This is a genomic window from Sphingobacterium sp. N143, assembly GCF_030325625.1.
In the GTDB taxonomy this organism is placed as follows: domain Bacteria; phylum Bacteroidota; class Bacteroidia; order Sphingobacteriales; family Sphingobacteriaceae; genus Sphingobacterium.
Genome location: NZ_JACAIS010000008.1, coordinates 190,162 through 213,496, shown reverse-complemented (window position 1 = coordinate 213,496; position 23,335 = coordinate 190,162). Strand labels below are relative to the sequence as shown.

21 protein-coding genes are annotated in these 23,335 nt (G+C 45.6%); 11 read left to right on the top strand and 10 right to left on the bottom strand.

The window, feature by feature from the left end; translation table 11 throughout:
- The first annotated feature begins 52 nt into the window (after positions 1-52).
- The 3 genes from HX021_RS16270 to HX021_RS16260 are packed head-to-tail and all read left to right on the top strand — an operon-like array spanning position 53 to position 2,785.
- Entirely contained in the window at positions 53-964 is a 912-nt protein-coding gene (locus tag HX021_RS16270; RefSeq protein ID WP_286591543.1) for an oxidoreductase, read from the top strand.
- Positions 965-977: 13 nt separating this feature from the next.
- On the top strand, positions 978-1,952 hold the full coding sequence (locus HX021_RS16265; protein WP_286591542.1) for an SDR family oxidoreductase: 975 nt from the start codon (positions 978-980) through the stop codon (positions 1,950-1,952).
- A gap of 29 nt (positions 1,953-1,981) precedes the next feature.
- Entirely contained in the window at positions 1,982-2,785 is an 804-nt protein-coding gene (locus HX021_RS16260) for a helix-turn-helix domain-containing protein (RefSeq protein ID WP_286591541.1), read from the top strand.
- A 255-nt stretch (positions 2,786-3,040) separates the two neighbouring features.
- Here HX021_RS16260 and HX021_RS16255 read toward each other — a convergent pair whose 3' ends face one another.
- On the bottom strand, positions 3,041-3,379 hold the full coding sequence (locus HX021_RS16255) for a winged helix-turn-helix transcriptional regulator (RefSeq protein WP_121123283.1): 339 nt from the start codon (positions 3,377-3,379) through the stop codon (positions 3,041-3,043).
- A 103-nt stretch (positions 3,380-3,482) separates the two neighbouring features.
- Here HX021_RS16255 and HX021_RS16250 point away from each other — a divergent pair, with 103 nt between their 5' ends.
- Positions 3,483-4,229, top strand: a complete 747-nt coding sequence (locus HX021_RS16250; RefSeq protein WP_257090612.1) for an SDR family oxidoreductase — start codon at positions 3,483-3,485, stop codon at positions 4,227-4,229.
- Positions 4,230-4,370: 141 nt separating this feature from the next.
- Here HX021_RS16250 and HX021_RS21740 read toward each other — a convergent pair whose 3' ends face one another.
- From HX021_RS21740 to HX021_RS16220, 6 genes are all read right to left on the bottom strand, one after another.
- Positions 4,371-4,616, bottom strand: a complete 246-nt coding sequence (locus HX021_RS21740) for a hypothetical protein (RefSeq protein WP_353621053.1) — start codon at positions 4,614-4,616, stop codon at positions 4,371-4,373.
- Between the two features lie 148 nt (positions 4,617-4,764).
- The gene (locus tag HX021_RS16240) at positions 4,765-5,430 is read right to left on the bottom strand and encodes a serine hydrolase domain-containing protein (protein WP_286591538.1); all 666 of its coding nucleotides are present in this window, start codon (positions 5,428-5,430) and stop codon (positions 4,765-4,767) included.
- A 257-nt stretch (positions 5,431-5,687) separates the two neighbouring features.
- Positions 5,688-6,440, bottom strand: coding sequence for an SDR family oxidoreductase (locus HX021_RS16235; protein WP_286591537.1), 753 nt, complete (start codon positions 6,438-6,440; stop codon positions 5,688-5,690).
- Between the two features lie 29 nt (positions 6,441-6,469).
- On the bottom strand, positions 6,470-6,895 hold the full coding sequence (locus HX021_RS16230) for a YybH family protein (protein WP_286591536.1): 426 nt from the start codon (positions 6,893-6,895) through the stop codon (positions 6,470-6,472).
- A gap of 154 nt (positions 6,896-7,049) precedes the next feature.
- On the bottom strand, positions 7,050-7,916 hold the full coding sequence (locus tag HX021_RS16225; protein ID WP_286591535.1) for a helix-turn-helix domain-containing protein: 867 nt from the start codon (positions 7,914-7,916) through the stop codon (positions 7,050-7,052).
- Between the two features lie 86 nt (positions 7,917-8,002).
- Positions 8,003-8,986 carry an aldo/keto reductase gene (locus tag HX021_RS16220; RefSeq protein ID WP_286591534.1) on the bottom strand — a complete coding sequence of 328 codons (984 nt, stop codon included), beginning with the start codon at positions 8,984-8,986 and terminating at the stop codon, positions 8,003-8,005.
- A 105-nt stretch (positions 8,987-9,091) separates the two neighbouring features.
- Between HX021_RS16220 and HX021_RS16215 the strand changes: the two genes are divergently transcribed.
- Positions 9,092-9,439 carry a winged helix-turn-helix transcriptional regulator gene (locus HX021_RS16215; protein WP_286591533.1) on the top strand — a complete coding sequence of 116 codons (348 nt, stop codon included), beginning with the start codon at positions 9,092-9,094 and terminating at the stop codon, positions 9,437-9,439.
- A gap of 130 nt (positions 9,440-9,569) precedes the next feature.
- Here HX021_RS16215 and HX021_RS16210 read toward each other — a convergent pair whose 3' ends face one another.
- On the bottom strand, positions 9,570-10,265 hold the full coding sequence (locus HX021_RS16210; RefSeq protein ID WP_286591532.1) for a response regulator transcription factor: 696 nt from the start codon (positions 10,263-10,265) through the stop codon (positions 9,570-9,572).
- Positions 10,266-10,283: 18 nt separating this feature from the next.
- Positions 10,284-11,855, bottom strand: a complete 1,572-nt coding sequence (locus HX021_RS16205; protein ID WP_286591531.1) for a sensor histidine kinase — start codon at positions 11,853-11,855, stop codon at positions 10,284-10,286.
- A 180-nt stretch (positions 11,856-12,035) separates the two neighbouring features.
- Between HX021_RS16205 and HX021_RS16200 the strand changes: the two genes are divergently transcribed.
- The 4 genes from HX021_RS16200 (at position 12,036) to HX021_RS16185 (ending at position 20,290) form a co-directional block, all read left to right on the top strand.
- The gene (locus HX021_RS16200; protein ID WP_286591530.1) at positions 12,036-12,881 is read left to right on the top strand and encodes a GLPGLI family protein; all 846 of its coding nucleotides are present in this window, start codon (positions 12,036-12,038) and stop codon (positions 12,879-12,881) included.
- 8 nt (positions 12,882-12,889) lie between these two features.
- Positions 12,890-15,514, top strand: a complete 2,625-nt coding sequence (locus HX021_RS16195; protein ID WP_286591529.1) for a peptidase associated/transthyretin-like domain-containing protein — start codon at positions 12,890-12,892, stop codon at positions 15,512-15,514.
- Between the two features lie 139 nt (positions 15,515-15,653).
- Complete coding sequence (locus HX021_RS16190; RefSeq protein ID WP_286591528.1) at positions 15,654-18,647, top strand: SusC/RagA family TonB-linked outer membrane protein; 2,994 nt, start codon at positions 15,654-15,656, stop codon at positions 18,645-18,647.
- A gap of 11 nt (positions 18,648-18,658) precedes the next feature.
- The gene (locus HX021_RS16185) at positions 18,659-20,290 is read left to right on the top strand and encodes a RagB/SusD family nutrient uptake outer membrane protein (RefSeq protein WP_286591527.1); all 1,632 of its coding nucleotides are present in this window, start codon (positions 18,659-18,661) and stop codon (positions 20,288-20,290) included.
- A 91-nt stretch (positions 20,291-20,381) separates the two neighbouring features.
- On the opposite strand, the gene HX021_RS16180 is transcribed toward HX021_RS16185, so the two are convergent.
- The gene (locus HX021_RS16180) at positions 20,382-21,266 is read right to left on the bottom strand and encodes an SDR family oxidoreductase (RefSeq protein ID WP_286591526.1); all 885 of its coding nucleotides are present in this window, start codon (positions 21,264-21,266) and stop codon (positions 20,382-20,384) included.
- Positions 21,267-21,498: 232 nt separating this feature from the next.
- On the opposite strand from HX021_RS16180, the gene HX021_RS16175 reads away from it, so the two are divergent.
- Both HX021_RS16175 and HX021_RS16170 read left to right on the top strand, forming a co-directional pair.
- Entirely contained in the window at positions 21,499-21,957 is a 459-nt protein-coding gene (locus HX021_RS16175) for a GNAT family N-acetyltransferase (RefSeq protein WP_286591610.1), read from the top strand.
- A 179-nt stretch (positions 21,958-22,136) separates the two neighbouring features.
- Positions 22,137-23,300, top strand: coding sequence for a TlpA disulfide reductase family protein (locus HX021_RS16170; protein WP_286591525.1), 1,164 nt, complete (start codon positions 22,137-22,139; stop codon positions 23,298-23,300).
- Positions 23,301-23,335 lie beyond the last annotated feature (35 nt).

Genomic DNA, 23,335 nt, shown 5'->3' with positions numbered 1-23,335 from the left:
AACAAAACGACATAACAGCAATTCGACGAACTTTGTAAAAAAATTAAAGGTTATGTGGACAAAAAATAACATCCCTGATTTAATAGGAAAAATAGCAATCGTTACCGGATCAAACACCGGTATAGGGTTTGAAACAGCAAGAGCGCTGTATGAAGCAGGTGCACATGTGACCATTGCCGCAAGGGATTTCCAGAAAGGAAAAGATGCTATACAAAAAATCCAGTCCGAAACGGCTGGGGTGGGAACATTGGACTATGGAATGCTGGACCTCGCAAACATCGGCCTGATTCGGGAATTTGCAGATCACTTTATGCAAAAGCATACAAAACTGGATATGCTCATCAACAATGCCGGAGTGATGGTTCCTCCAGCTGCTAAAACGGATGACGGCTTTGAAATGCAGTTCGGCGTAAACTTTATGGGGCATTTTGCGCTGACAGGATATTTGCTGCCGCTCGTTAAGCAGACCGCCAATGCCCGGGTAGTGACACTTTCCAGTGGGGCGGCTACTTTGGTGGACAGCATTGACTTTGACAACCTCACACTGGAAAAGAACTATGATGAATGGCGTGAATATGCCGTAAGCAAGCTGGCAGATATCTTGTTTAGCTACGAGCTGGACCGGAGATTCAAAAATGCCCGTATATCGGCCATTTCTGTGGCGGCGCATCCCGGCGTCACGCGAACCGATTTACAGCGGAATATCCCTGGTGAAAATCTGGAAGGTATGTTTGCTGCATTTGATCAAGTGATGGAGCCCTGGCAGGGTGCCCTGCCAAGCCTATTTGCAGCAACAGATCCATCCGTTGAAGGCGGTAAATTCTACGGCCCGGACGGTCCGAAAGAATATGCGGGATATCCGACCTTGTCCGGCCATCATACAGCAGCCATGAACGATGAAGCGCTTGCCAGAAAACTTTGGGAATATGCCGAAAACGCAATACAAATGACCTACAAATTCTAATACTTGATCCGAAATGAACAATCAAACAGTTTTAGTAACCGGCGGTACCGGATTTTTGGGCGTAAATATTATTCTTGAATTACTCAAAAAAGGATTTACCGTAAGAACAACACTGCGCACGCTCTCCCGTAAAAACGAAATTTTGGATGCCCTTACAGCGGGTGGCATCAGCACTTTTGATCAGCTGTCTTTTTATGAGGCCGATCTGCTCTCCGATAATGGTTGGGATGAAGCAGCACAAGGTTGTGATTATGTCCTTCATGTTGCTTCCCCATTTGTGGCTGAGCAGCCCAAAGACGAAAATGAGCTGATTATCCCCGCAAAAGAAGGTACGTTGAGAGCGTTGAAAGCTGCGAAAAAGGCTGGGGTTAAGCGCGTGGTGCTCACATCCTCTTTTGCTGCAATCGGTTATAGCATCGATCCCAGAAATCATGTTTTTACAGAACTTGACTGGACCGATGAAAACGCACCGGTACAGGCTTATATAAAATCAAAAACAATTGCAGAAAAAGCCGCATGGCAATTTATGGAGGATGAAGCTGCCGCTATGGAGTTAACGGTCATCAATCCCGTCGGAATTTTTGGTCCTATACTTGGCGGTATTTCCTCGGCCTCCCTGGATACTGTCGTCAAGGGAATTGTGGAGGGACACATTAAGGAAAATGCACCATTTACATTTGGTGCGGTGGATGTGCTCGATGTTGCTGATATCCATATCAAAGCCATGTTACATCCCGAAGCTGCCGGACAGCGATTTCTAGCAACATCGGAAGGGGCGATGTCTTTTTATGATGTGGCGGAACTGATCAAAAAAGAACGGCCCAAATTGGCCGGAAAAATTGCTACTATGCAGCCCACTCCAGTCGAAGAGTATACGCAGATGTCCAATAAAAAAGCCGTTGAAACACTGGGCTGGAAGCCCCGCACCAGAGAGGAAGCGATACTTGCAAGTGTGGACAGTTACAATTTCAGTAATCCGCAAAATTAATCTATAGGGATCAGTATATTTGGTAAACCATGAAAGTTAACAACATCCAATCCTGTCACCTTGGCCCGGAGATCTCTCCCGAGAACTATATACCGGAAAACTATTTTCTATACTTATTGAAGGGCGATATGAAGGCTTATGACGGCGAGAAAAACTACACAATGAAACCGGGCGACTATTGTATCGCCCGGAAAAATCATTTGGTACGTTATACGAAATACAAGGACAATGATGCGTTTGAAAAAATCATCATCACCCTGGATGAAGCATTCCTGAAGCGCTTCCTTGAACGGCATGTTTATGACGTCCGGCCATCAACCATCAGTGACTCCTTTATTTTTATACCGGAAAACAAGCTCATCAAGAATTTTATAATATCACTGGAACCTTACTATACCGGTGATCTTGAGATCAGTGCGGATTTTGTTGACGTAAAGAGAGAGGAATTATTGATTATTCTATTGAAATCGAATCCTGACTTGATTAACATACTGTTCAACTTCTCGTTACCTGATCGGATTAATTTAAAGGAATACATGAACAAAAATTTCAGGTTTAACATCAGCCTGGAAAAATTTGCATTTTTTACGGGGAGGAGCCTATCGACCTTCAAACGGGATTTTCAACGCATATTCGGAACGACCCCGGGCATCTGGCTCAAGAAGAAAAGATTGCAGGAAGCTTATTTTCAAATCGCCGAGCAATCCAAGAAACCAAGTGATGTCTATCTCGAAGTAGGTTTTGAAGACCTGTCGCATTTTTCCTACGCGTTCAAGAAAGAATTTGGAAAGACGCCAAATGAGATAGCAAAGCCAGTTTCAAATCGCATTTAATAGCAATTAGCAAAAGTTCAACTAAAAATCCATTTGACTGTGAGGTTAAACAAAAAAAACTATCCTGGGTATTTAATAGCGCAACGGCCATGATACATATTGTTATTGTTCTTTTGTGTAATAGGGAGTAATAATCTCTGTTTAATTAATTCATGGCTTTACAGGACGACCTATTTCCTTAAAGAACTTTGTAAGCATTTCATATGTACTACCATCAGCGACTTTTTAGCTGATGGTAGTACATAGAATACGATTCTAAACCTTATCCTCCACAATCATTTTTCGATGTTCTCTACCCCAAATAATCATTTCCGAAATAATATTCCCGAAAGTCCTGCAATATTCAGTGGGTTCATATTCAATTAAAACAGGAATATCGGGATAAACAGTTCGTTTAACCAACTTATTTAACTCCATATCTTTCAGTTCTTTTGAAAGCATTCTTGTCGTAATCCCGGGGATACTTCTTTCAATTTCGCGAAAACGTCGGTTGCCGTTGCAAAGCGAATTAATAACAGGAATTCGCCACTTTCCTCCAATGAAATAGAGTGTGTCCTGCAAAGCTCTAAGTTCTTCTGTCTGATCTCTTTCCATGATCACAAAGTTAAATGATATAATTGATGATACTGATATACTCCGTTATACTGATAACAAAAGTATACCATTTCCCCTATAACTTTGTAAAAAAATCAAAGAAATGAATAAGTTCAATAACAAATTAGCCATCGTAACAGGTGGAAACAGCGGAATAGGATATGCAACCGCAAAAGAATTAATCGCAGAAGGAGCGCAAGTAATTATCACCGGAAGACGAAAAGAAGCCATTGAAAAGGCTGCTGCAGCGTTAGGGGCTATTTCTTTTGTGGCAGATCAAGGGAAATTGGAAGATATTGAAAATTTCAAAACCCAAGTTGAAAAGCAATTCGGAAAAGTTGACATCCTGTTTATTAATGCAGGCATCACTGGAAGTTTAGGTCCGATCGAAAATATGAGTGCCGAAAATTTTGACGATGTAATGGGTATTAATTTCAGAGGAGCTTATTTTACCTTGAGCAAATTTATTCCCCTGTTGAACGATGGTGCTTCAGTGGTATTTCTTTCATCCAACGTCGCGACCACATCTAAACCAAATAGCTCGATTTACCAGGCAAGCAAAGCAGCATTGAATTCCATTGCGAAGACCGCTGCTGCAGAACTGGCACCAAGAAAAATCAGAGTAAATTTAGTGAGCCCGGGGCCTACAAAAACGGAGATTATGACCAAAGCAGGACTGGATGAAAAAACATTGGAAGGTCTTGATGAATGGTTAATCAGCGGAATCCCTTTACAAAAAATGGGAACTGCGGAAGATGTAGCCAAAGCTGTTATTTACCTGTCAGATAACAATGTGGCAAGTTTCATGACCGGAACAGAAATCCTTATGGACGGTGGAATGGTTTTATAATTGGGGCTTCATTTTTTGGAATGTGGGTGCTGGAAGCTTGAAAAAATTCCAGCACTTTCTAATGATATACACCAACTACTTAACGTATCGATCTTTAGGAAATCCAGCTCAGCAAAGGGCATCTGGAACATGAGGAAAAACTTACTTAAGTTCTGGAAGTTTAACCTCTCTATCATAAAGAACATTAACTACATTTTTTATGAAATCTTCCTTTTTGATCCGTTCACCGTTGGTATTATAAGCAATTGAAATATCGGCTTCTTTATTATAAATTAGAACCGCATGGGATCCCAGGGTATCCCCACCATGTCCATAAAATATGGTCCCTTCAAAATCCCAGACTGCGATTCCTCTTCCCCAATCTTCTTTTCCTATTAGAGGTTCCATTAACTGAAGCGTTTCCTTTTTAATAATATTGTTGTGGAACAAATTGTTCACGAAGACATTTAAATCATACGAGGTTGCGGCAATGTCGCCGACGCCTATAACATTAAGAAAGTCGAGATCTTTATCTAATAGATGCCAAGAATTATCATTATAGCGAAAAGGTGGATAAACGTTTTTTTTGATTGGGCCTGAAAGAATCTAAATTTTTTAATCCGAGCGGTTTTATAATTTCATTTCTAACAATTTTTTGATAGGACTTTCGGTATTTTTCTTCAAGGATTTTTGCAAGTAGATAATATGCGGAATTTGAATAAGCGACCTTTTCATCCGGTTCAAAATTTTTCCCCTGTTGGATGATCAGGTCCATGATTTGTTTATCAGTTGTTTTTTCAGTTACCCATACTTCGCCATCTTTAACAATATAACTGCCTAGTCCGCTGGTATGGCCAAGAAGATGTTTTATGGTTATTTTATCCGAATTGGGAATTTGAGGATAGAATTCAGCAAGTTTATCGGTCAAATGTAATTTGTTATCCTCGATTAACTTAAAAATTAGAACTGCTGTAATCATTTTGGTAACAGAGCCAACATGATACTTTGTACTTTGATTGTAGATCAATCCAGGTATATTTTTTTGACCAAAATGTTTGGTATAGACTTCTTTCCCATTCTTAAATATAGATAGACTGCCAATCCTTAGATTTTTATTTTCAATTGAATTAAAATAAGTATCAAGTTTTTCGGAATTAATATTTTGTGCAAATAGAAAGGTTGGAAGGATAGCAATTAATAGAGCGGCTAGTTTATTTTTCATTTTAAATCTGTTTTTTCTAATATTCGTATGACAATCAGCTATTGACATATATTGCAATATCGTGTTATTTACTTTAGGAATGATAAGTTTTGGCAAAATCTAGTTTGGTGGTACTCAAAAGGAAACAACTTACTTGGAACAATATTCAAAGGCTGATCTCGATAGCGATCAACAATAAATGCAAGTCGACACCGACCTGCATTTAAGGATAAAAGAACTACGAAAGAGCATCTAGCGAAGTGATCATTTTTAACGGCTTAACTTACCACAGTATTCAGCGCCCAGTCCTCAAAATGAATCTTGCCAGCATTATATTGCCCAGCAGGAACAAGCAGGGATTTAGGAACAGCAAGATGCATATATTTGCTATCCTCGTCAGAAACAACCTTTATAGGCTTTCCGGATATCTCGATATATTTTGCCACAAAATCATCCATATTTGCCCTTGTAGGCCCAGCAATCTCTACCGTACCATTTTTAGGCTCTTCGAGTGCAAACTGTACAATGTAATCTGTGACATCTTCCAGGGCAATGGGCTGATAGTCGATCTTCGAAACAAATACCTCGTCACCCTGGCCCTGAACGGCAATGATCGCATCGGTATGCTCATAAAACTGTGTTGAACGAATGATTGTATAAGGTATTCCCGAGTTTTTGATGTTGTCTTCCTGATGTTTCTTTGCGCGAAGATATCCGATCTCCAGCGCATCGTCTGTTCCGACAATGGAAAGTACGAGGTGATGCCTGATGTTTGCAGCCAGCTCCGCTTTTACCAGATTCTTTCCGGCGGTCTGAAAAAAGTGGATTGCATTTTCTTCTTCAGGAGAGGAGGAATTGGATAGATCGATTACTATTTCCGTATTTTCCAGTGCTTGCGAAAGACCTTCTCCGGTCATGAGATCTACTCCATGTGAAGGTGAACCAATGATCACCTGATGACCAAGGTTTGCCAGTTTTTTTGTGACCAGCCTTCCAGTAAGACCTGTACCACCGATTACTAAGATTTTCATATCTGAACTATTTAATTTTGTGAAATTGATTAAAATAAGCTGCGCACCTGTACACCGAATGGATTTCCAAACCAGCACCGCCAATATCCGTCCCGTCCTTTCTTTGCGTAATCGCTTGAAGTTCCGGCAATATTTACTTTTTCGCCGTTATTTCCTGTCCCAGTGATTCTCCAATGCAGGACCAATGAGGCCAGATTATCGGTCGAATAAATATTCCTGGCAACAATTTCTATCGGCAATCCAAAACCGAAGGACTGCTGCAGCTCATGGGCGATCGCTATTTTTCCGCGTTTGGGCTCACCGCTGGTACTGATAACGACTGCATCATCCTCATAGAAGCCGAGCATGGTTTCAATATCCCTAGAATTAAAATGAACCAAAAGAGAATCGACAATCCCTTCAGGGGTGGTTGATAATTTATAAGTTGGATTCTCTGCTAAATTATGATCTTCCATAAGACCTAAGAATTTATATTATGCGATATACTATACCGTACAGTGTATCTATAGTGCAAAATTGATCAAAAAATGAATGCAGGAAAACTGACAAACAAAGGTAAAAGGTGGACAAAAAAAGAAGCAGTGTTTGAGTTGAATAGGATAGGATCGTCTAGTCCAGGTCTGGATTTGAGCGTAGTGTCTTTCTGTAATCACTCGGTGATCGTCCAGCTTTTTTTGTGAAAAGCCTGATGAAGTACTTGGTATCTTTATAGCCTAGCTGGAACGAAATTTCCTTAATGCTCAATCGTGTATAATAGAGCAGGCGCTGTGCTTCGCTTAGTATTTCCTTTTGGATCAACGCGGATGCGGATAAGCCCGTCACCATTTTAACGACATCGTTTAGGTGGGCCACGGAGATATTTAGCTTCTGGGCATATGCTGCGGGGCGTTTAAGGCTGCGGTAATCACGCTTTACAAGATTTCTGAATTCGTTGGTTATACTCATAACCCTGGGGCTGTGACTTATGGACCCAGCGGCCGATCTGCGATCGTGACAAATTACCGCCTGCGTTATAAAAGCTGACAGCAAGGGCTGTTGCACTTCCTTATTTGCGGTATTGTTTATACTGTCCAAATTTTTCAGGGAGTCTAGGATTGCCGTAAACCATTGTTGCTCGGGCGCTGAGAGTGGTAATATAATTGTTTCATTTAGGGATGCATCAAGTATGTCCTTGGCTGACCTGGTCATATGATGACCTTCAAAAGAAATGTAATAGCCAGATGCCCCTAAAGCCGTGGTGATCTGATGTACCTGGTGCGGTGGGCAGACAAAAAGTGTTCCTGCAGGCATGGTCAGCTGTTCAAAATCAAATAGGACTTCCAGCTGCCCAGCTTCAACAAGCATGCAGGTATAGTGGTCATGCCGATGTGGATTCAGCGCTTTTTGGATGCCCGGAGTTGAACCATCCCATAGGCCAACAGCCATACCGCTGCTGGAATCCATGCTGTTCACTAAAATAGAATCTCTTTTTGGCATGTGGCGCAATTTTAAATTCAAATTTAGTTCATATACTTTAAGAATTGCTATAGATTACGTTTTATGTTAATTCTTTCGTATTTGTATTAGTTTGAATCTTTCAAAAATGAACCACGTACCGTATTCAACAGATCGTGCGGATACCCGAGGCTAATGGAGCTTAAAGCATCCAGTTTGGCCAGCTCCTCAGCTGTCAAATTAATTTCAGTAGCGCTAATACTTTGCTCAAATTGATTGAGATTTCGCGCTCCTAGCAATGGGAATGCCTCTTTTGATAAATTCCATGCAAACGCAATCTGACCGGGAGTTGCTTCATTTTTTTCCGCGATTGATATCAGTTCATCAATGATCAGCTTGGTTTTCTCATCTTCAGAGTATCCAGCGTCAGAGGAATGACTGATGCGCCCGGCTTCTCCCTTTCTATATTTTGCGGTCAGCAGTCCGCCAGCCAGTGGCGAGTACATCATCACACCAAGACCAAATTCCTTTGCCATCGGGATGAGTTCACGGTCCGCAGTACGCTGCAACAAATTATATTCAATCTGTAAAGCCGTGAGTTTTGTTGCTGATGCAATGGCCGAGGCCTTCCATGCCGGGAAATTAGTCAGTCCCGCATACAATATTTTTCCTTCTCTGATTAGATCTTGAAGTCCCAATGCTATTTCTTCCAATGGAGTAACCCCATCATCATAATGAGGCATATAAATATCTATGTAGTCCGTCTTCAGCCTTTTTAGACTTTGTTCAACAGCCTGTCGCATGGATTTACGGTTATTTCCAAAATTACTGATTGCAGGGCTGGGGTCGCTGCTTCGGGTATATTTCGAGCAGATGATAAAATTACTGCGCTGTCCCTGTAAAAAGTTGCCTACGATTTCCTCTGCCTCTCCAAATTGATAGACATCAGATATGTCGATAAAATTACCACCTGCATCTGCATAGGCTGTTAAAATCTTTTTTGATTCTTCGGGATCGGCTCCGTAGCCTTTTCTTGTTCCAAAATTGGCAGCTCCCAATATTACTTTACTGGCATGCAACCCTGTTTTTGATCCAAATAACTTGTATTTCATATTTTTATATTTACTTTGTTGCAAAGTTAAGGGCATAAAGTAACCGTGTCAATTACGGATAAATTTATCTATACTCACTTTATACCTTCGGAAAATATATCAGCTATGTACGAAAAAAAACTTCCGGTCAATTTAGATTGCGGTTTACATCTGTTTTTGCAGGTAGTTCAGGGAAAATGGAAAATAAACCTACTCTGGGCAATACATTCAGGTATCAAGCGCCCGGGTGAGTTGCAGCGGAAAATCCCCACTGCAACCCGCCGTGTACTTGATGCGCAGCTTGGCCAATTGATTGAACATGGATTGATCAAGAAAGTCGTCTTTGACCAGCTTCCGCTGAAAGTAGAATATGAACTGACTGGGCTGGGTGAAAGCCTTATACCGGTCATCAAGGTAACGGCCCAATGGGGCGAGGATCACAGAAATGAATTGGAACAATTTTTTAAAGCCTAGTCATAACCTGCCAATACAATATTTGCTCATGTTGCTGAACCGGTGGGCTAAGCGACGACGCCGATAATCAACAACAGCGGTGCATCACACGGAGGCACCGCTGTTGTATCGCTTACTGATCCGGGTGAGTCTAGGTATTGACAACCAACTTAAAACCTTTACCGCGAATATTGACGATTTTAATGGTCGGATCTCCTTCCAGAAATTTGCGCAGTTTACTGATAAAAACATCCATGCTACGGCTATTAAAATAACTGTCATCTCCCCAGACATAATCTAGGGCTACCTTACGGTCGAGTACAGCATCGCGGTGGTCGATCAGTAATTTTAACAACTGGGCTTCTTTGTAGGAAAGCTGCTGCTGCCGGTCACCGAGGCTCAGATGAAGGTTTTTAAAGCTAAACCGGAATTTGCCTAGCGTATATTCGCCATCGCGTGGAGCTAATGGTTTCGTCAGGGACTGTCTATTCAATAGGGCGCGCATCCGGATAATCAGCTCTTCCATACTGAACGGTTTTTTGATGTAGTCATTGGCACCCGTCTCAAAGCCGGTCGCCAGGTCCTGAATGGTGGACTTGGCCGTCAGAAAGATAATGGGCACCTCAGTGCTGAGCCCACGTACTTCCTGTGCTAGCGCAAAGCCATCTTTGTAAGGCATCATAACATCAAATATACAGATATCGGGCCGCGAAACACAAAACGAAGAATAGGCTTTGAGACCGTCCAAAGCCCAGACGACGTCAAAGTCGCGGAGCTCCAGTGCTTCTTTGATAAGTTTGCCCATCATGGGCTCATCTTCAGCCAGTAGTACTTTTATTTTATTCATACAGTCGATAACATTCAATTAAGATTTAACCGGAATATGCAGGATAAACGTTGTCCCTTTGCCGACCTGACTCTCTACCCGGATTGTGCCGCCATGAAGCTCCACGATTTTTTTTACGTAAGATAAACCCAGCCCAAATCCTTTTGTCGCATGGACATTGCCCTTGGGCACGCGAAAGAACTGATCAAATACGCGATCAACGTAGTCCTTGGGAATCCCGATACCATTGTCGGAAAAGGAGAGACGCAAGTACTCTTTTTGCAGGCTGATATCCACACGGATATCAGGGGCCTGATCGCTATATTTTAGGCTATTGTCGAGCAGATTGTATAGGATATTTTCCAGATGGGCCTTGTCCACATCGACCATTGGAAAATCATTGGCAATCGTTATGGACAATGTTCCCTGCGCGTCCTCGAGTTTGGATCGTGTCTGCCGGCGGAAATCATCGAGGATCTGCCTGAAATCTGTGGGCTCTTTTTGCAGTATATACGGATTGTCCTGCGCCAGCCGAAGTACAGTTTCAATCATCGATGATACACGTTTCAGTTCGGCTCCGCAGATATGCAGATATTCATCCAGCTTTTCGGGATTGTCTTTGATCCCAAATTTGCTCATGAGTTCCACCGCCAGGCTCGCCGTTGCGATGGGGGTCTTGAATTCATGGGTCATATTCGAGATAAAATCATTCTTGATCTCGGTCATCTGCTTCTCCCGGTTGAAGGAGTTGATGAGGGCAAGTGCCGTATAAAAAAGCATACCCAAAATCAACAGGGACACAAATAGCAACCATTTCATGCCTTCTAAGCTATTTATTACGTCAGGTTCTACCGTAATCTCTGCCAGGTAGGCGGGGCTGATGGCGCTCCGCACCTGCAGGTACTGCCCCACGGAGTCCAATGTTTTTTTTAGGCTATCCTGTATGCTGGAAAAAGAGACCTTAAAGCGATTCTTTAGTTGTAATTCTTCAAAATTGCTGCCGATCAGCGAGTCCAGCAGCTGGCCAATGACTAGTGTATCCACCTCATTTTGTGTGGATTCAGTGGAATAGACCTTCACGATAGAATTAGGGGATGGCTTTTGCTGTGGAACAATCTGAACAGGGGTATCGGGCACATGACGGGCAGTGAGCTTGATGTGCTTGGGGCGCTTGCCTGCCAGATCGGCTCCCATGATCGAATCAATCAGTTTTTTTTCAGCAACTTTTGCACCCGCTGCAATATTCATGGTAAACTCATGGGCGATCTTTTTGGAAGGTACCGCCACAGTTTTTTTATCTGTGGAATCCTTTGTGATCTCCCTGTGGATCTGTATGCCTTTTAGCTCGTTGTCGGAGACCTGGTCGAGTATACCACCCATTGCACGAAGGATAGAGGACTGCTCTTTGGACAGTGAGCTATCAATACCGAAATATGTCTTGAGCCGGACCACCTCTATGGCATCTTTGACGGCGCTCTGGACGACCATTTTTTCCTTTTGCTGATTGATACGGAACGCATTGGACAACCAGAATACCTGCATGATGATCACAGCGATTGTGCTGGCAATCAACAGGGTGATTATAACGCGTGTTTTTTGATGTGTAGTCATAATTAATCCTACAATGCTAGCTAAAATCTACGAAAAACAAAGCGCTGCTAACAGTTCATAACATTACTTAACAGTAGTTAACAATTCGGACTGCGATTAACAGTAATTAACAAAGCCATTGAAGCGCGAGCTGCCTTTCCATTCTACTTTTGGTGCATTGACAACATAAAAGTAATAAAAATGAACACAACAAAATTTTCGATGGCCATGATTATTGGCCTGCTGCTCTTTAGCCTGCAGCTGTTTGCGCAAGGCAACCAGGTCAATATGTTTATCAAATACGATTTTGAACATATCGCCGACAGCAGTAAAAAAGCAGAACCCATTACGCGTTCGGTATACCTGTACATCGCTGATGAGAATTCCTATTACGCCATGGCTCCTATGGAAAAAAGCCAGCCACAGGGTGCTTTCCACATGAGTATGGATGCCGTTGACCAATCTGACGCGCTGGTCAATCTCTATACGCCTTTTGCTGCTGGCGAGGCGCCCTGTTTGGTCGCTATGCTGGGCCGCTTGTATAAAGTACAGCCCAATAAGGTCTATAAAATCGACTGGGCAATCACCGACGAAAAGAAGGATATCGGCGGCTACACCTGCTATAAGGCCACCGGCCAATTTGGTGGCCGCAACTATGTGGCCTGGTTTACGGAAGAAATCCCCTTTCCGGTGGGGCCATGGAAGCTTCATGGCTTACCAGGCGCGATTCTAGAAGCGGCAGATTCTACCAATGAGGTGCGCTTTCGCTATGCGGGACTGGACAAAGTGACTGATAGGACAAACTTGATGGACATCGATAAATTGCCTGAGCTTCCGTACGAAAAATATCGTAAAGCACTTGAAAACAGCAAATCAAATAAACTTGGGGCCATGATGGCTCAATTGCCCCCAGGCGCCGTTGTCAAATTCAAGACACAGGATGGCAGGGAAATCTCGCGGGAGCAAGCCGAAGCACTGATGAAGGAGAAAGGGAAAGACAAACAGCAATTCGAACTAAATAACCCTGTCGAACGTACTATTAATTAAGGATTCGGATGAAAAGTTTCTTATGTAGCTTATGTCTGATGGGGCCCGCAGTGTTATTTGCCCAAGAGCAAATCACGGGGACCATCAGCAGCAGCAAACAGGCCATACCATATGCGACCATTGTGATCGGCTATGCCAATAGCAGCCTCCAGACGGTCCGGAGCAATACTAAAGGTGAATATGTGTTTCTGCTGACCAAAGAAGAACTGGCCAAAATAGAATGGATTGAGGTCAGCCATATTTCGTACGAGAAAATCCGTAAAGAGTATCAGGGTGGAAGCCAAAGAATGGACTTTGAACTGGTCAGAAAGTCTATTCAACTGGAGGATGTTACGGTCAAGAGCAAACCACTGGCTGTGCGCCGCGCAGGTGACACCACCCGATATGCGGTGAATAACTTTGCGTCGGCCGAAGATCGGAACATTGGTGATGTGCTGCGCCGTATGCCCGGCATAGAGGTGGACGACAACGGTGTCATCAAACATAATGGCAAAACCGTCAGTCGCATGTATGTGGACGGTGACAACCTGTTTCAGAATGGCTATGGTGTCGGCACCAGGACGATACAGCCCAAAGCGGTAAAGTCGGTGGACTTGATACAGAATCATGAGCATAAAAAGGTGAAACAGGGCATAAGCAATTCGGAAGATGTGGCTTTAAATCTGGTCCTCCATGAAGACGCCAAAATGATTTGGTCGGGTGAAGCCACGCTGGGGCTGGCGGTGCCAGCAGATGCTTTTGTCAATGGGAATGCCATGAGCTTTAAAAAGAAATATAAGACGCTGAATACGCTGCAATACAATTCAATCGGTGAGGGGATCAACCATGATGTGGAATCCATCAGCTCATTCAACCTCACCGAACCGATTGCTGCTGCGACGCCATCTGTGCCGAAAAACAAATACTACAACAACCGATCCTTGGCACTCAATGTCAATCAATTTTATAAGTCGTCCGAACGCTGGACGGCCAGTCTGAATGGCAACCTATGGACAGACCGTGAGCGGCTCAGTAGCGATGGTACGCAGAAATACCTGCTGGCAAATGGCAATCAGGTCACTTACACAAATCAGTATAATACGAGCAAGAAGCCCTTTTTTGGCCGCGGAAGCTTCACCCTGGAAGGCAATGATAACCGGTTTTACTTTAAAAACAACCTCAACTTTAAAGCCGAAAACCAAAATCATCATACCTGGCTGCTGGACGATACCACACGCTATGATCAATGGGGCAGAGACCGGCTGAGTTTGATCTCAGAATCCATGGAATACACGCCGCAGCTAAAAAACAAGGATCTGCTGACTTTCAACTTCGACCTGGCGCGCAAATGGCATCAGGACCGGCTGGAGGTGATGCCCGGTGTGATGGCTGATTACCTGAATCAATCTCAGCCTTATGATGCCGTTCGCCAGTCTGTTGCGCTGCCGCAGACCAACGGGAATATCCAGGTGGCTTATACGCGGAACAAGTCGAGCCTAAAGCGGACATACTTCGCCGGTCTGCGTTACATCAGCAAAGAACTGGGCTCGGTATTGAACCTGGTCAAAGATGGCGGTGTATACGCACATGAAAATTTTCCGGACAACGATTTGCTGTGGAGACAAGCTCAGGCCGCTGCGGGTATAAAACTGGACTGGAAAAATAAAGATTTTATATTTTCAGGAAACTTTCCGCTGACCGCGAATAGATGGAATATAGATGACCGCCAAGCTGACGAAACAAACTTGACCAAAAAATTGTTGTTTACGCCAGCTGTTTCCCTGCAGGCTTTCTTACCAAACAGAGACAATTTCCTGCTGACACTACGTTTCAATCAGGAAAATTCGGATCTGGACCAGCTCTATCCAAATCCGATACTGAGTAATTTTAGGGAAATCAAAAGTTTTGATGCGCCATTGTATTTCACGTCGAGTCAAGCTTATAGCCTGCGGTATGCCGTGGAGCGGCCGATCAGCTTATTGTATTTTAACCTAACGGCCTCGCATCTGAAAGCGAATACCGATTATCTGCTGGGACAGGAAGTGACACAACAGGGAATCATCAGCAAATTGATCCCTCAGGCCAATCAAACCAGTAGTAATGCCTTGACGCTGAGTATCTCCAAATCTTTTTTGAAAGAAGGTATTTTTCTGGGTTTCAATGCCGGTATCAATCAAAACAAATATCAGCAATTTTTGAATGAGCAGTTGGCGTCTACAACAAGCACGGGGTTGAACTTAAGCCCAAGACTCGAATACAAAGGCATCTCGCATACGACATTGTCCTATCAGTACGCTTATAGCAGATTGCTGAATAAACTGAAAGGTCAGCATGAACAACAGTCCAACGAATTTACATCTCAAACACATAGCCTGAGCATGTTGTATATGGTGGGCACATACTTATTTGTAAAAGGCACCTGGAATTATGGAAGTTATCGAAGCAGCGCACTTGATCCTTTTGCCAACGGCTTCCTGGACGCCTCTATCCGCTATCAGCCCCTCAAAAGTAAACATAGCCTCGAGTTAAATGTGAACAATATCCTCAATAAGAAACTGTACACGAGTTATAGTATCAGTGCAAATCTGGAAAACCGCCAGGTTATTCCATTGCGTGGCTTCCAGTCCCTGTTAAAATATAGCTTTTTGTTTTGATAATAACCTCACAGACGGATCTACCGGCAACGATTGCGTAAATATGTTTAGCAGTTTGTATGATAAATAGTTAATTTCAAAATGCAAGCGGTTGCACAGCCGCAAGGGGAAATATTAAAATTATAAACTTTTAAACCTTATGAGACCAAAGATTGAATGGGAGAGTAGGATCCTACTGCCTACCGCCCTAAGCGCGATGCTTGTTTTGTCCGCACCCTACGCATGGGGACAGCAACAAAGTGTCAACGGTACAGTGAAAGATTCCCAAGGGAAGCCGCTGTCCGGAGCGACAATTCGCTCGGTGGGCAACAACTCCATATCGACATCATCGGATGCCAATGGAAATTTTTCACTCAAACTGCCCAGTGAGGTCAAACAACTGTCTGTCACTTACCTGGGGGCAGATGCCCAGCAGGTGACGATCGTGCCTGGAAAAGCACTCTCCATCGTCCTCCAGTCCAATGATTCAACACTCGATGAAGTCGTCGTCGTGGGCTATGGTACGGTTAAGAAACGTGACCTCACGGGCTCTGTTGTCTCGGTCAAGGGCGACGAAATTGCCAAAGTACCATCGGCAAATATGCTGGAGTCTGTCCAAGGCAAAGTGTCGGGGATGGATGTGACCCGCAGCAGTGGCTCGGCATCTTCGGGGGTCAATATCACGATCCGGGGCAACCGATCCATAACGGCTCAAAATGGCCCGCTATATATTGTCGATGGGATCCAGTACAGCAATATTCAGGACATCAACCCCAATGACGTAGAATCCATGGAGGTACTGAAGGATGCTTCTTCGACTGCCATATATGGTTCGAGAGGCGCAAATGGTGTGATCATCATCACGACAAAAAAGGGTAAAACCGGAGCGGCACAGATTTCTTTCAACGCATACGCCGGTGTATCCAAGGTAGCGCGCTACCCCAAGGTCATGAATATGGATCAATGGGTGAAGTTGCGCCGCGAAGCCTATCGCACCACAGGTAAATGGAACAGCGAATCGGATGATGCGACCATCTTTAATACGGCCGAGCTTGATGCGATAAAAAATAACGAATACACCGACTACTTCGATCTGTTGGTCAAGGAGGGGTTTCAGCAAAATTATCAGGTCGGCATCAATGCCGGGACCGAGAAAACGAAGGTCTACTTTTCCGGCGACTTTTTAAATGAAAGGGGAATCTTCGAACAGGATCGATCCAACCGGTTTGGCGGTCGGCTGAATATTGACCAAGAACTAGGTACCTACTTTAGGGCGGGGATGCAGTCGCAGGTGACACATTACAAAATTCAGGCCGCCCGCGACCCTTTAAACCAGGCCAATAAGATCAGCCCGCTGGGAAAAATCTATAACGATGACGGCAGCCTGATCCTATATCCATTAAATGGCTCGGCCATCAATCCGCTGGCCGATCTCGAGCCGAACGCCTATGATGCGCAGAATATCCTGACCCGTACCCTCATCAATGGTTATCTCGAGCTAAAGCCCTGGAAAGGATTTTCGGGTAAATCGACGATTGGGGTAACATTGAATAATAACCGTGAAGGTACCTTTGCCGGAATGTATACCATTGACCGTAATGGATCGGCCTCTAAGGCCACTTATGGTACCGAGAATAGCCATTTGGTCAATTGGGAAAATGTATTGTCGTATCAAAACTCATTTGGAGATCATAACCTGACGGTCACAGCGGTCAATAGTATCCTCTGGAATAGATCTGACCATATCGATGCATCGGGTGAAGGCCTCATCCTGGATAGTCAGCTTTTCTATGCTTTGGGCAATGCGTCGAAAAACCTGGCCACCACCACAGGCTATAGCATGAATAACTTACTTTCTTTTGCCGGACGGGTCAACTACAGCTACAAAGGAAAATACTTGCTCACAGCCACGGGGCGCTCTGACGGATCGTCCATACTGGCTAAGGGAAGTAAGTGGGCTTTCTTCCCATCTATTGCTGCTGGATGGCGCATCGTGGATGAACCGTTTATGAAGAACCAGACCTTGTTTAGTGAATTAAAAGCCAGATTGAGCTGGGGTAGAGCAGGTAACTATGCGGTGTCGCCTTATTCGACACAGAGCAACTTAAGCCGGGTGGCTTTTGCCTACGACGATGCCGCTGCGACGGGATACACCTTTGCGCCCCAGATCGGAAACGCCAATCTGGGCTGGGAGATCACCGCGACGACAAACGCGGGACTGGACTTCGGCATCATGAAAGGACGTATCTCCGGTACCATCGATTATTATGACTCCAAAACCTCCAAATTATTGCTCGAACGCGGACTTCCGCCTTCCACGGGCGTGAGCAACGTGATTCAGAATATCGGCAAGACCCGAAACCGGGGCTTCGAGATTGCTCTGAATGCTGATGTGGTGCAGGATGCGCCCTTTAAATGGAATACCGCCATCTCCTATACACGCAATAAGGAGGAGATCGTCGAACTGGTGACCAATGCCGATGATATCGGAAACGGCTGGTTTATCGGTCAGCCGACAACGGTATTCTACGATTATGATAAACTGGGTATCTGGCAACTCGGTCAGGAGGACGAGGCAGCTAAGTTTAATCAGAAACCTGGCGATATCCGGGTAAGGGACGTCAATGGTGACGGAAAGATTGACGCGAGCAATGACCGCGTTATCATTGGTACGCCAAGACCAAAATGGTTCGGCTCCTGGGACAATACCTTTAGTTATAAGGGCTTTGATCTCAATATATTGCTGTTTGCACGTTGGGGCCAAACGCTGCAGCCCAATTTTTTGCGCCGCTATGATCCGCAGGGACTAGGGCAAAGTACTGCTATCATCGACTATTGGACGCCGGAAAATCCGACAAATGCCAATCCAAGGCCAAACTCTGGCCTCTCGCTAGCCAGTACACTATACTCCAGTTCCCTGGGCTATGTAGACGGTTCATACCTCCGGATCAGGAATATATCGTTGGGCTACAATTTTCCGCAATCGATATTAAAAGATGGTTTTATCAAAAAGTTGAGGGTATATGGTACGGCCAAGAATCCATTTACCTGGACAAAATCGGATCTGCTGGACTCATACGACCCGGAAAGAGGTGGATCTGAAAATTTCCCGATGACAAAATTGTTTATTTTCGGTGTGAATGTTGGATTTTAATTGCTAAAGAAATGAAAAGAAATATTAGAAATATCGTGTTAGCTGCTGTGGTCGTACTCGCTTCGTCGGGCTGCTCAAAAATCCTGGATGAATACAATCCGAGTGGGCTGACCTCCGAATCTGTTTTTGCGACGCCGGAGGGCTTTGAGTCGCTGGTGAATGCTGCCTATGCGTACCAACGCTGGTGGTATGGCAAGGAAGAGGGATACAGCTTATCGGAGATGGGCACGGACCTATGGATGAGCGGGGCAGGAGATACTTTTCCTGACCTGATGAAATATATCAACCTTCAGGGTAACAATGGAGCCCTGGAAGCTGAGTGGAAAGCATTGTATTCGGCAGTCAATGTCTGCAACGCGGGTATCGGTCGCATCGATGACGCTGGCCTAACGGAGAGTACCAAAACGGTTCGGCTGGCCGAATTGCATTTTCTGCGGGCATTTTACTATTGGCATATCCTGCAGACCTGGGGCGGCGTGCACCTGACCACGACGGAAACAAATGGCATCATCACGACTGCCAATAAAACCGCTCCGGAAGAGTTTTACAAGCTCATTGAGGCCGACCTGCTGGCCGCGATCAAGGACCTGCCCAATACCACCGAAGACTATGGCCGCGTCACCAATCCTGCTGCACGGGCATTTTTGTCCCGCGTGTACCTGTCTCATGGAAAATATAAGGAGGCCAATGATTATGCGCTCTCGGTGATCAATGGGAACTTTGGCTTTGAACTGCTCAAAGACTATGCAGACCTCTGGAAGATGGGCAACTTGAAAAACAAAGAAGTCGTATATGCAGTCAACTATTCGACCGACCTGGCACTAAATGACAAAAGCGATGAAATATTGAATCCCCTCGGACACAACCGGGGCAGCAACAACGGGCACCTACTATTTCTCATGAAATACGACACGGAGACGGGTATGCAGCGCGACCTGGAAAATGGCCGGCCGTTCAACCGCTATATGCCAACACGTTTCCTACTGGATCTGTATCCCGAAGGGGATAGCCGGTACGCCGCATCGTTTAAAGAGGTGTTCTATTCGAATAATCCGACGGCAACCGTCAAACTGGGCGATACCGCTGTGTATGCTACCCGCCGGATGGTAAACAATGTGGGCAAACCCTATAAGGTATACGACCGGAACTATATTTATGCCAGCGACGGGAAGGTAAAAGATCAATTGCGGTATCCGACGCTCAGCAAATTTTTGGATCCGACACGCCCCTCGTCCAATGAAGCGCAGAGTGCGCGAGATGTGTTTGTTATACGCTTTGCGGAGCTCTATCTCAATGCGGCCGAGGCGCAGCTGCGTCTGGGCAATAGGGATTCGGCAGCACACTGGGTCAACTTGATCCGTGCCCGTGCAGCACAGCCCGGTAAGGAAGAAGAAATGAAGGTAACAGCGGCGCAGATGACGCTGGACTTTATCCTGGATGAACGGGCAAGGGAGTTTGCCGGCGAACAGATCCGCTGGTTTGACCTTAAACGCACCGGAAAATTGGTTGAACGCGTGAAAGCACACAACCCTGATATCGCCACTTATATCCAGGATTACCACCAGGTACGGCCGATACCGCAAGCGCAGCTAGATGCCATCACCAATAAAGATGAGTTTACACAAAACCAGGGTTACCAATAACAATAACAGAAAAAAAGGCTATCCAACTTGGATAACCTTTTTTAGGGACCGCGTTGGCATACGTCGGTCCCTTTTTTTTTAAAACATTCCGCTAGATGGCGATCTTGCCACCAGTCACCGCCAGGGTGGCGCCGGCAATATAGCTGCTCTGTTCGGAAGCTAAAAAGACATAGGCCGGGGCAATCTCTGCGGGCTGTGCCGGCCGCTTGATCGGGCTTTCCTGTCCGAATTTGTCGGGTTCGGGCATCGTAGAGGGGATCAGGGGTGTCCATACCGGGCCGGGGGCTACGGCATTGACCCGGATGCCTTTGTCCTGCTCGAGCAGTATCTGCGCCAGGTTGGCCGTAAAATTCTGTATGGCACCCTTGGAGGCAGCATAATCGAGCAGCACGGCATTGGGACGGTATGAGTTGACCGAAGCGGTATTGATGATGGAGCTCCCCGGCGCCATCAGCGGCACCGCGGCCTTGCAGAGGTAAAACATGCTCCGGATATTGGTTTCAAACGTGCGGTCCCATTCCTCGGCAGTGAGCTCTTCCAGCGTCTTATGGGCCATCTGGTAGGCGGCATTGTTGATCAGGATATCAATTCCACCCAGTTGCTGCACGCAGAGCTCAATCAGCTCGTTGCAATAGTCTTCATCCCGGATGTCGCCTTTGGAGAGCACAGCCTTGCGGCCTTCGCGCTCCACCCAGCGGGCGGTTTCGGCGGCATCCTCATCTTCGACAGTATAGCCATAATTGATGACCACATCGGCCCCCTCACGGGCATAGGCAATGGCGATGGCACGGCCAATGCCGGAATCACCACCGGTAATCAGGGCCCGGGCGCCATCCAGCTTTCCGGTGCCGACATAACTTTCTTCGCCATGGTCGGCCTGGGGCTTCATCTGGGCCTCGGTACCAGGTACTTCTTGCTCTTGCTTGGGAAATGGTGGTGCGGGATATTTGCTGTGCGGGTTCTTAAATAGTGTCATAGTGTTGATTTATTTGAGTAACTGTTTATTGTCTGTAAAGTGAACCTCCTCCGGGAAAGAATGGTTTACAAAAATTAAAAACAGCCGCTGACCTATGCTCCTTAACGTTGCCGCTTGCCTGCAGCTTGGGAAATGACTGCCTGCTGATGCTGGTCTATTTATGACAATATGCGGATCAAAGCCCCTGCAGTGCAGTAAGATTTTTGGGTACTATTTAAGTATATTTGTGAGGATGGAAGTACAAATCAGACCCGCACTGGAACATGAAATTGATACCTTAGTGGAATTTGAACAGGGTATCGTAGCGGCCGAACGGCCTTTTGATAATACCTTAAAAGAAGGGGAGATCCATTACTATGACCTCCTGGAATTGATACAATCACCCACCGCGGAGGTGCTGGTGGCCGTCATCGGCGATGAGCTGGTCGGATCGGGCTATGCCAAGATCGTCAGCGCCAAGGCCTATCAAAAGTATGAGCTGTATGCGCATCTGGGTTTTATGTACGTCAGCCCGGAATACCGTGGCCAGGGGATCAATAAGCTGATCCTGGAGGCCCTGCTGCGCTGGGCCAGGGACAGAAACATCACAGAGGTGCGGCTGGAGGTCTATGACCAGAATGAGAGCGCCAAGAAGGCCTACAGCAAAGCGGGATTCAAACCCAATCTATTGGAAATGCGCATGGAGCTCTAGTCCTCAGCTGAGGCTATGTTGTACAGGAACTAATCAAGGATTCTGCTGTACGCCAGGTCTGCTGCGCTTACTTTTCTGTATAGGTGACGGGAGCTTTCGGCTGAGCTGGAAGCTATGGGATAAGATCATTTGAAAATAATGCTTATCTTTAGGAATAAGCTGAAAATAAACTTGATAGCATGGCCAGATCCCTAAGATTATTCCTTTCATTCATTTTTGTTGTTCCTTTTTTCGTTGCTGCGCAGCAGCCCTATAAAATCAAGGGCACGGTGGATCAATTGAAAGATGGTTCTAAAATTTTCCTGATCTATGAGATCGAAGGAAAGTCTGTCGTTGACTCCACGGTTTCCCAGGACGGAAACTTTCTATTTTCGGGAAGGCTGGCGTACCCCGTTTCCGCGTCCCTTTATCTCCATAAAAATCCGTATGTGGAGAAACCTGCCCCCGAAGAGCGGATGGATTATATTCGTTTCTACTTGGAACCTGTAGCGATGGAAATGCGGGCAAAAGACTCCCTTTACAATAGCGTGATCAGCGGGTCGCCGATCAATGCTGACCAAGACAGTTTCAAAAAGATGCGGGCTGCTGTTGACGACAAATTCAGCGCACTGAATAAGGAGTTTTATGCGCTTCCGGCCGATCAACAGGCTGATTCTACCATCCGTGAAAGATTTATGAGCAATGAGAAGTCTCTGGTGGATGAACTCTATGGCGTACATTTGGCATTCGCCCGTGCGCATCCTTCCTCTTATCTCAGCCTAATCAGCCTGTCTTTTGTCGCTGGCCAGGAGAAATTTGTGCAGGAAGCCGCTGCCGTGTACAAAGGATTGTCGCCGGAACTCTTAAAATATCCTTTGGCCAAGGAAATACCCTTGCAACTGGAGTCGTCGACCAAAACGCAGGTGGGACAAATCGCGCCCGACCTTGAGCTCCAGACGCCAGCCGGCAAGACCCTCCGGATATCCGATTTCCGGGATCAATACCTGCTGCTCGATTTTTGGGCCAGCTGGTGTGGCCCCTGCCGGGAGGAGAACCCCAACCTGGTGGCGCAATATGCCAAATACAAAGATCTGGGCCTCGAGATCTTGGGCATATCCTTGGACAGGGCCACCCAAAAAGATAAATGGATCAAGGCGATCGCTGATGATGGCCTGAGCTGGCCACAGGTTTCTGACCTGAAAGGTTGGGACAGTCATGCGGCAAAGCGTTATGGTATAAATTCTATTCCGGCAAGTTTCCTCCTGGACCCAAACGGGAAGATCATTGCCCGCGACCTTCGGGGAGAGGGGCTGAATGAGAAATTGCAGGCGATCTTTGCGGCGAAGGTCAAGGTAGCTGATTGAAAGACCCTAGTTTAAAATCTTACAATACCCATGTT